The organism is Robinsoniella sp., assembly GCF_034124845.1.
Map to the genome: position 1 here is coordinate 1 of NZ_JAWYAJ010000584.1, position 8,009 is coordinate 8,009.

Below are 8,009 nucleotides of genomic sequence, written 5' to 3' on the forward strand. Positions count from 1 at the left end.
AGTATCGTAAAAAAGCTTCTCCGCGCGGGCAGACGGATTCGCAGAATCATAGATATCACCTGCTATTAATACGAGATCCGGATTATTTTCTTCCACAATTTTCACAAAATCTTCCAGGAACAGTTCCTGTTCATCCAGCCGGCTTCTGCCCTCCAGATTTTTACCCAGATGCCAGTCGGCAGTGTGTAGTAAACGCATCGGATGCCCTCCTTTTTCTTATGTTCGTTATTATACTTCGCTATTTCGCAAAAGTCAAAAGTGCTGTCTGTAGGGTTTCTAGAAAACCATCCAAACCCTGGCACCTCCAAGATCCAAGGATCTGCCAAGTTCAAGCCGCCCTCCGTGTGCTTCAGCGACACTTTTCGCAATATACAGCCCCATCCCGTAATGAAGCTTTGAATTTCTGCTTTTATCCCCCTGGTAAAATTGTTCAAAAGCCCGTTTCGTTTCCTCCTCTGTAAATCCCCTCCCGGAATCCTCAATGCATACTGACAGATGATTATCCGATACATAGGCGCTGACTTTTATTTTCCCCGAAACAGGCGTATATTCCACCGCATTGGTCAATGCATTCATAACAGCCCGGTTAAAAGCAGATTCATCCAGTGCCATTTGTTCCGGCAGATTGCTGATATCCGTTTCCAGGCAAATCGATTTCTCCATAACCAGTATTTTTGCCTGGGAAACCGTTTCTTCCAGTAAAACCCGGGGATTAATCTGCTTTGGAAGAATATCAAACACCTTATGGGCACTGTTAATATCCAGCAGCATCCGGATATAGTCCTGCATGTCTGACACACTGTGCCGGATATTGTCACTGTACATCTGCTGTTCGTCATCCAGGTCTGTCTCGGATAACAGCTCTGCATTTCCCCGCAGGATAGTCAGGGGCGTCTTTAAGTCATGGCTGAGTGCCGCCACCTGGTCTCTTCTGTTCTCCTCCAGTTTCCACTGCTGTTCCAGTGAATGCTTCAGATTTTTCCTCAGTTTCCCAAAAGAATCCAGTACATTGCTGATCTCCTTAATATCTGAACTCTCCATCTCAAAATCCAGTTCCTCCATCCGTATATTTTCTGTAGTCCGCTCCAGCACGGCAATCTCCCTGGACAGCAATTTTCCAAACCGCCTGGACATCCAGATGATAATCCCCAGCGTCAGCAGTATAAACATAACTGCAAGACATATAAGGGGATTAGGAAGATATTTCTGAAGAACCGGATTGGTAAAGCTCATAGCAATCTTATATAAAATAACACAGGTTTTGCCTTTCACCGGCACCGTTTTGATAAAATAATCCCGAACCGTATTTGCTCCATTTACGGCATTGTGATAAGCCGTATCTCTCAGATTCTCCTGGATATTTCCCTCACTGAACTTACCGGCTTCGTCATAAATACCATACAGACATCCCCGTGGGATCAAAGACGCTGCATCATCACTTCCTGCAATCTGATCCCTTTGGGCTTCAATCTGGCGTTCATAATAGTTTGCCGGAAGCACACTGCCGCTGTATGCCAGTGCCTGAAGCACCAGCATTACAATTCCAGCCGCAGCCAGAATCCCTATTCCCAGATAAACCACGTATCTTGTAAATATCCCCGTCATCGTCTTCTTCTTTTTTAATCTCTCCATTTATAACCCACACCCCACACTGTTTCAATCGGACTGCATTCACATTTCGTCAGCTTGCCTCTGATATTTTTAATATGCTCTACAATTACCGCAATATCGCTTTCTTTATCGTAACCAAAGACCGCCTCGTAAATCCGTTCTTTTGAAAAAACCTGTCCGTGATTTAATGCCAGGTATTCACAGATTTCATATTCACTTTTGGTAAAAGGAATCTGGTTATCCTGAAACCATACTTCTTTTGCCTTCAGCTGAAAAGTCAGCCCCGACAGATGAAAAGCATTTTTCTTCTGCCTGTGTTCCCTTCTCAGATGGGCTTCTACCCTTGCACGCAGTTCCCCGATGCCAAATGGCTTCGTAATGTAATCATCCCCACCGATACTAAGCCCTGTCATGAGATCAGACTCCATGGTCTTAGCCGTCAAAAATAAAATCGGACAATCCACCTTGTCCCGGATCTCCCGGCAAAGAGAAAACCCGTCCATACCCGGCATCATTACATCCAGTAAAATCAAATCAAAATTATATTTTTTTATGTTCAATACTTCATCCGCACGGTCATACGCCGTGACACGGTGTCCGGATTTTTCCAGCGCACTTTTAATAACCATGAGGATTCCTTTTTCGTCATCCACTGCTAGAATTTCTGCCATGCCTGCTCCTTTTATCTGGTTCTTTTAGTGATATCTTAATTATATTTAGGAATATTTTCCATATTTATTTCTGGTTAAATTTATTTATTCCTTACCTGCTAAGTCTAACACAAAAATGCCGCAAAATCCAGAATGTTAGGTTCTCCCGGATATTTGCGGCTGAAATTTTTTCCAACTTTATGTTTATCTATATTTATTACTTTATCTAGTTTCTTAGTCCTCCCATTTTCTTCTGCTCTTCCTAATGGCATATATCCCAATGAGCAGACAGCCAATTGCTGCTGTTACGGCAATGATTTCCCAATTATTCTCACCTGTTTTCGGTGATATTCCCGCACTGACTGCCTCTGTCTTATTCCGGTAAACCAATGCTACCGGTGATGCAGAGTGAAAGGCTCCACTGATCATATTATCTTTACCCTCCGTTTTCAACAATTCCCAGCCATGTTCACTGCATTTATGTAATACAAACACTTCGATATCCGGTGTAATATTGTTGCAGACAAACCGAACCTTAACCGGATTATCAATAGACGGAGCCGGATCAGCATCCAGTTTCAAATTGTGCACCCTTGTCAGGAATTTAAACGCTGAAATATCCTGATCTTCTATATACCTGGTATCCAGCCCATAAAGACTTAACGCCTTTAACTGCAGAACTTCTGAAACGGGCTGACTTAGCATTCCGTTAATCCGATCAGCCTCTGCCTGCTCCAGGGGATCCTCAAAAGTATCGGAGAGCACAGCTGTGCCCCGGTCAGAAGACACGCTTACGACTCCACCATTTCCAGTTGTGATACTGTTGATATTCCCTGCCCCCTCAGCGGTAAAACCCATCATTAGAAAAATGCACATGGATAACAATATTGCGATTCGCTTCATAACTAAATTCTCCTTTTCTTTAAAAATATTGCGATTAACATTAGTCCTATATTTATTTCTCTTCGTCCACAAGAATTGCCTGAACCAGATACCGGTAATGACTGCCCAGTCCATGGCAGGTGGATAAAATCAGAATATGATCTTGTGAATTAACATTGACACTGGTATCAAAATAACTTCTCATGTCATGCACTCCCCTTATATCCCGAATATACTGCATGAACACCTCTTTGTCCGTAAAATCATAACTCTGAAGGATATGCCGGTCATCGAAAAGTGTGGCTGCAAAAATCTCATACTCCAGCCTCTGTTTCTCTGTATAAATATTAATGGTACGGTGCTCCCGGAAGAAATCCCGGTCCTCGTAGCGGTGAAGTTCCCCAAACATATCTCCATTTTTCATGTTATGTCCGTATAATACGGTCACCGGGTCCGAAAAATCTTTTTTATTATACTTTTCACTGAAGACAGAGCCTTCTTTATTACTTTGTCCATCGGGTGTTTTATCCAGATAATAGCTGTTATCTTCCGGATGCTGAACGATTGGGTAGTCTACTTTTGTGCCAGGTATTTCAATCCAACTGTAGACATCGGGCAGCTCTTTCTGTATTTCTAAAATGGCAACCGGAAGCTTAATCGTACTGTCACTGTCCGTTCCTTTCGGATTTTCTGCTACTATTTCTTCTTTTTCTGATTCGTCTGTTTTATTTGTTTTTTGTGTTTCATTGATTTCTAATTTCATTTTTGATTCCTGGGTTTCTGCTTTATTTGCAGATTCTTTTTCCTGTAATTCCCCGTACAATTCCCGGGCATCCGCTTTTTGAATTTCCTGAATCGCTGCATAACCCAGGAAGATACCGGCAACAGCCAGGAAAAAGATTCCTGTGAACAGCCAGCGCCTTTTATTTCCTTTCCAATTTTTTTCCATTATGGCCCGTCCTCCGTCACACTTACACCGGCTTCCGTATAAAAATGATCAATCATTAAATCATACAGCGCATCTTCGTCTATATGGAATTCTTCATAATACACTCCTTTCTCTGTTTTACCCGGCAGCATTACTATATCTTCACTTTTAAATTTAGAATCTAACATGACTGTCATTAAATAAACTGCCTGATCCACCCCTATATCCGTAACCATCTGTTCTGTCAACTCCTGATACAGTGTTAGCGGGAGCACTGGTTGATTCTTAATCGCTTTCTGAGCCGCCTTTAAAAATGAAGTCATATACTGTTTTTGACGCTGCATACGCAGATCATTGCCCCCTAAAATCTTTTGGTTTCTCTTTTGTATATACAGAATCGCCTGCTCACCGTTTAATATGATTTTACTGTCCTTAGTAAATCCGGGTGCAATATCCGTCAAGTCTTCGGGAATAGTAACCTCCACACCTCCCACTGCATCATTTACTTTGGACACTGCCTGAAGATTCACGGCAACATAACCCTGAATGGGCAGTCCATAGAGAAGTTCGGATACTGCTTTACTCATCATCTCACAGCTTTTTTCTTCTCCGTCACCATAGGAATAAGCTAACGCCAGATGATTCACACCCTGACCTATGAGATTCCCTTCTGTATCATAATTATCGATTGGGGTCATGGTATCCCTGGATATGCCGAATATTTTCATTTCTCCTCCCTTGGGATTCAGGGAAAGAAGAAAAATTGCATCTGCCTGTCCTCCTTCTCCGGATTCCGCTGCTGCTTTTTCCATCTTTTCTGTTTTCTTGTCAATTCCCATACAGAGGATATTAATCATATCCTCCTTATAGCGGTATATCTTCCCTTTGTACTTATATAATGACGGATCATACTCATTCTCGTTCTCATTCTCCTTTCCCAGCTCTGCCTCATCCATTGCCGGAAGTTTGTATTCCTTGCTAATTTTCACAAAGCTGGCACTTCCGTTTACTCTATACACATGGTAGACTCCAAACAGAGCAGAACCTGACAGCACTGCTAAGAAACCGGTGCAAATCACAATTCGAAGCAGGAATTTTATTTTTCCGCCCTTTTGAAAGACAGCCTGGCATCCTCTGGCTGACATAAATCCCAGAATTCCGCCCAGAACATTGCTTAAGAGATCATCCACATCGAACATGCCTCTCCTGGTAATCAGCTGAATAGTTTCAATGATCAGACTAAATACCGGAAGCATTAGTAAAAGGTAACCTTTTCTTTTTGTTGTCCCCATATATTGAATGATAAATCCCGCCGGGAAAAACAGCATGACATTGCAGATATCCCGAATGATGTCTCTGTTCATATGGTCTGTCCGAAAAAGGCTGTATAGGGGCTTTAACTGCATCTTATATTCTGTTCCGGGATTCCTTGCAAATACTGTAATAAGCAAAACCAAAGCGATATAGGATAACAATAAAAAAATGATGCAGGTAGTTCTGACTGCCTGTTTTTTCCTGCTGTCCGTCTTTACAAACCGCAAACTAAGATATATCAGCATACACACAAACCCTGATGTAAAAAGTATGGCATAGATGCTAACGGGTACTTTCTCCAGCTCCTTTGACATGGTATCCAATGCTTTACTCATATTAATAATCGTATTCATATATGTCATGCTCCTGTTCCTGCCTGCAAAATCATTCCACAATCAGCGTTAATTTCTGAGGGGCGGAAGGGTTTCCATCACTGTCTCTCACAATATATTTCAGTTCATAGCTCCCTGGCATTGTGGTATTATAATCTCCCTTCACGGTAATGTCGGCAAACAATGTATCTCTTGCATCTTTATCATCTGAAACTTCTTTTACCTGGGCAATCGGGTCAAAGCTGTCACCTGCCTTTATCCGGACTGCATCAGATAAAAGTTCTAAAGAAGGTATTCCGGCATTTAACTCTTCTTCACCGGTAGGATCCGGCATTTCGGTCTCCGGATCCAAACTCTGGTTCCTGTCCTCTTCCGTCCCTGCTTCTTGGGTTTCATTTCCACGGATGCTCTTTGTAACGGATTCATTATCAGCGGTGTTTTCTTCATTTTGGCTTCCTGACTGTAGTTTTTGATGTATGCTTTCAGACCCTTTCCACGCAAAAGTGACTGCCAGTATACTTAAAATGACCAATAAAACGGTAATCCATGTTTTGCCTCTCATTATAGCAGCTCCTTATCTGTTTTCTTATATATGCTTTTAGACAGTCAATCTTCCTTACCGGAAATTCCGTATTTTTTTCCATATCCAGCATATCTGCCATATCGGTAACTGTATTTGCCATAATCGCTGATTCCTGCATGGGTACAATTCAGCACATATCCAAGCATCTTTACCCCTGTATTTGCAATCAGGTCCACACCTTCCTCAACAGATTTTACATCCGCATAATCCTGACGTACCATGTAGACAGCTGCATCCACATTTTCGGAAAGAATTGCGGCATCTGTAAATATTGCCGACGGCGGCGTATCTATTACCACATAATCATAATGTGCTTTTAAATAATCCAGGATCTCTCTCATCTTTTCTCCTGTAAGGCCCATGGAAATATTACCACCTGCCATGCCTGCACATAAAACGGAAAATCCCGGAGCCTTGTCTAAAATGATTTCCTGCAATGGCTGCTTTCCCTCCAGAATCTCCGCCAGACCTGCGGCAGACCCCTTCAGATCCAGCATACTTGCTGCAGACGGATTCCGCAGATCCCCGTCAACCAATACAACATTTTTCCCGCTTTCCGCCAAAGCGGCTGCCAGATTAACTGAAAAAGTGGTTTTTCCTTCCTGGGGAACCGATCCGGTAACCACCAGAGTCTGACATTCTTCTTTTTTCATACGGTTCTCTATTCTTAACTGTGCAGAATAAACAGACTGTTTAAAACCTTCAGGGATTCTTTTATTTGTAATTAACTTCTGTTGATTAAGATGCTTACTTCGTTTTTTATCTTTAACAACAGGTATATAAGCTAGGCAGTCTAGATTCACTATTTTTTTCATATCCGAATCTTTATGTACCGTTTTTTTAGCAAAGGAAGAGATCAACAGTAAAACGACACCCGCTGCTGCTCCAGCCAGAATACCCATACATATATTTTTCCAGAAAGGAAAAGGGTTTACAGCTGCCTCTGTTGCCTGTTTTTTATCAATCAAGCTCATATCCACGGTCCCTGCACTTTTTGATGCATAGGCCGGATACACTTTCGTAAATGCTTCCATAATATCATTGGTATTTCGGTAATTATCAGACTGTACGGTGACGGACATCATATTTGAAGACGGGGTATTAACCACCCGGATCGTGCCTGGGATTCCTTTTGCTGTACCGGAGCTGTATTCTGCAGCAATTTCCTCATACAGCCCGCTGTTCGCCAGAACACTGGCAAACGATGCGCTTAAGCGCCCTGTAATCAGGGCATCCACTGCAGCATCACCGGTTTTAGTAATGACATACGTCGCTTTTGCTTCATATACCGGGGTATACCGAAAGCTTAATCCTGCAAATATCCCACCCGTTATTACGATTATCAGAAGCACAAGCTGCATCCAATATTCTCTCATGCCTTTCCAGACTTTCTCCACCATACTGCCTATATCGACGGCTATCCCGTCCGTATATGACGGCTGATTCATTTCTTCATACATTTGCATATTCATTCCTCACATTAACTTTTTACATTTCCGATGGAAGCTTTTGGACATTGCCGTAATATTTCTGATAGCCGTATCCATCTCCCCCGGTACCAGCCTTTGACCGGTAAGCATTTAGAATAAACCCTGCAACATGGGTACCGCTTTGCTCCAGGATATCAATCGTATCGTTGAGCACAGCTGCCTTAACCATATTCTGCCGGGCAACCAGAATCGTTTCTTCTATAACCTCCCCTAAAATTT

At 42.5% G+C, this 8,009-nt stretch carries 9 protein-coding genes; all 9 read right to left on the reverse strand.

What is annotated here, in order from left to right:
- A partial coding sequence (locus ACH2DQ_RS28740) for an exonuclease SbcCD subunit D (RefSeq protein ID WP_395028783.1) occupies positions 1–198 on the reverse strand: 198 nt, incomplete at its 3' end.
- Positions 199–276: 78 nt separating this feature from the next.
- Positions 277–1,632, reverse strand: coding sequence for a sensor histidine kinase (locus ACH2DQ_RS28745; protein WP_395028784.1), 1,356 nt, complete (start codon positions 1,630–1,632; stop codon positions 277–279).
- Positions 1,620–2,282, reverse strand: coding sequence for a response regulator transcription factor (locus ACH2DQ_RS28750; RefSeq protein ID WP_394915426.1), 663 nt, complete (start codon positions 2,280–2,282; stop codon positions 1,620–1,622). The genes ACH2DQ_RS28745 and ACH2DQ_RS28750 overlap by 13 nt, the downstream gene beginning before the upstream one ends.
- A gap of 213 nt (positions 2,283–2,495) precedes the next feature.
- Positions 2,496–3,164 (reverse strand): hypothetical protein, encoded by a 669-nt coding sequence (locus ACH2DQ_RS28755; RefSeq protein ID WP_394915427.1) that lies wholly within the window; start codon positions 3,162–3,164, stop codon positions 2,496–2,498.
- Between the two features lie 52 nt (positions 3,165–3,216).
- Entirely contained in the window at positions 3,217–4,092 is an 876-nt protein-coding gene (gene srtB, locus ACH2DQ_RS28760) for a class B sortase (RefSeq protein ID WP_394915428.1), read from the reverse strand.
- Complete coding sequence (locus tag ACH2DQ_RS28765; RefSeq protein WP_394915429.1) at positions 4,092–5,738, reverse strand: LCP family protein; 1,647 nt, start codon at positions 5,736–5,738, stop codon at positions 4,092–4,094. Before ACH2DQ_RS28765 ends, srtB begins: the two co-directional genes overlap by 1 nt.
- Before the next feature lie 31 nt (positions 5,739–5,769).
- Complete coding sequence (locus tag ACH2DQ_RS28770) at positions 5,770–6,279, reverse strand: immunoglobulin-like domain-containing protein (protein WP_394915430.1); 510 nt, start codon at positions 6,277–6,279, stop codon at positions 5,770–5,772.
- Between the two features lie 44 nt (positions 6,280–6,323).
- The gene (locus tag ACH2DQ_RS28775) at positions 6,324–7,766 is read right to left on the reverse strand and encodes a formate--tetrahydrofolate ligase (RefSeq protein ID WP_394915431.1); all 1,443 of its coding nucleotides are present in this window, start codon (positions 7,764–7,766) and stop codon (positions 6,324–6,326) included.
- 22 nt (positions 7,767–7,788) lie between these two features.
- Positions 7,789–8,009, reverse strand: a 221-nt coding sequence (locus ACH2DQ_RS28780) for a hypothetical protein (RefSeq protein ID WP_395028787.1), incomplete at its 5' end; no start/stop codon positions are given.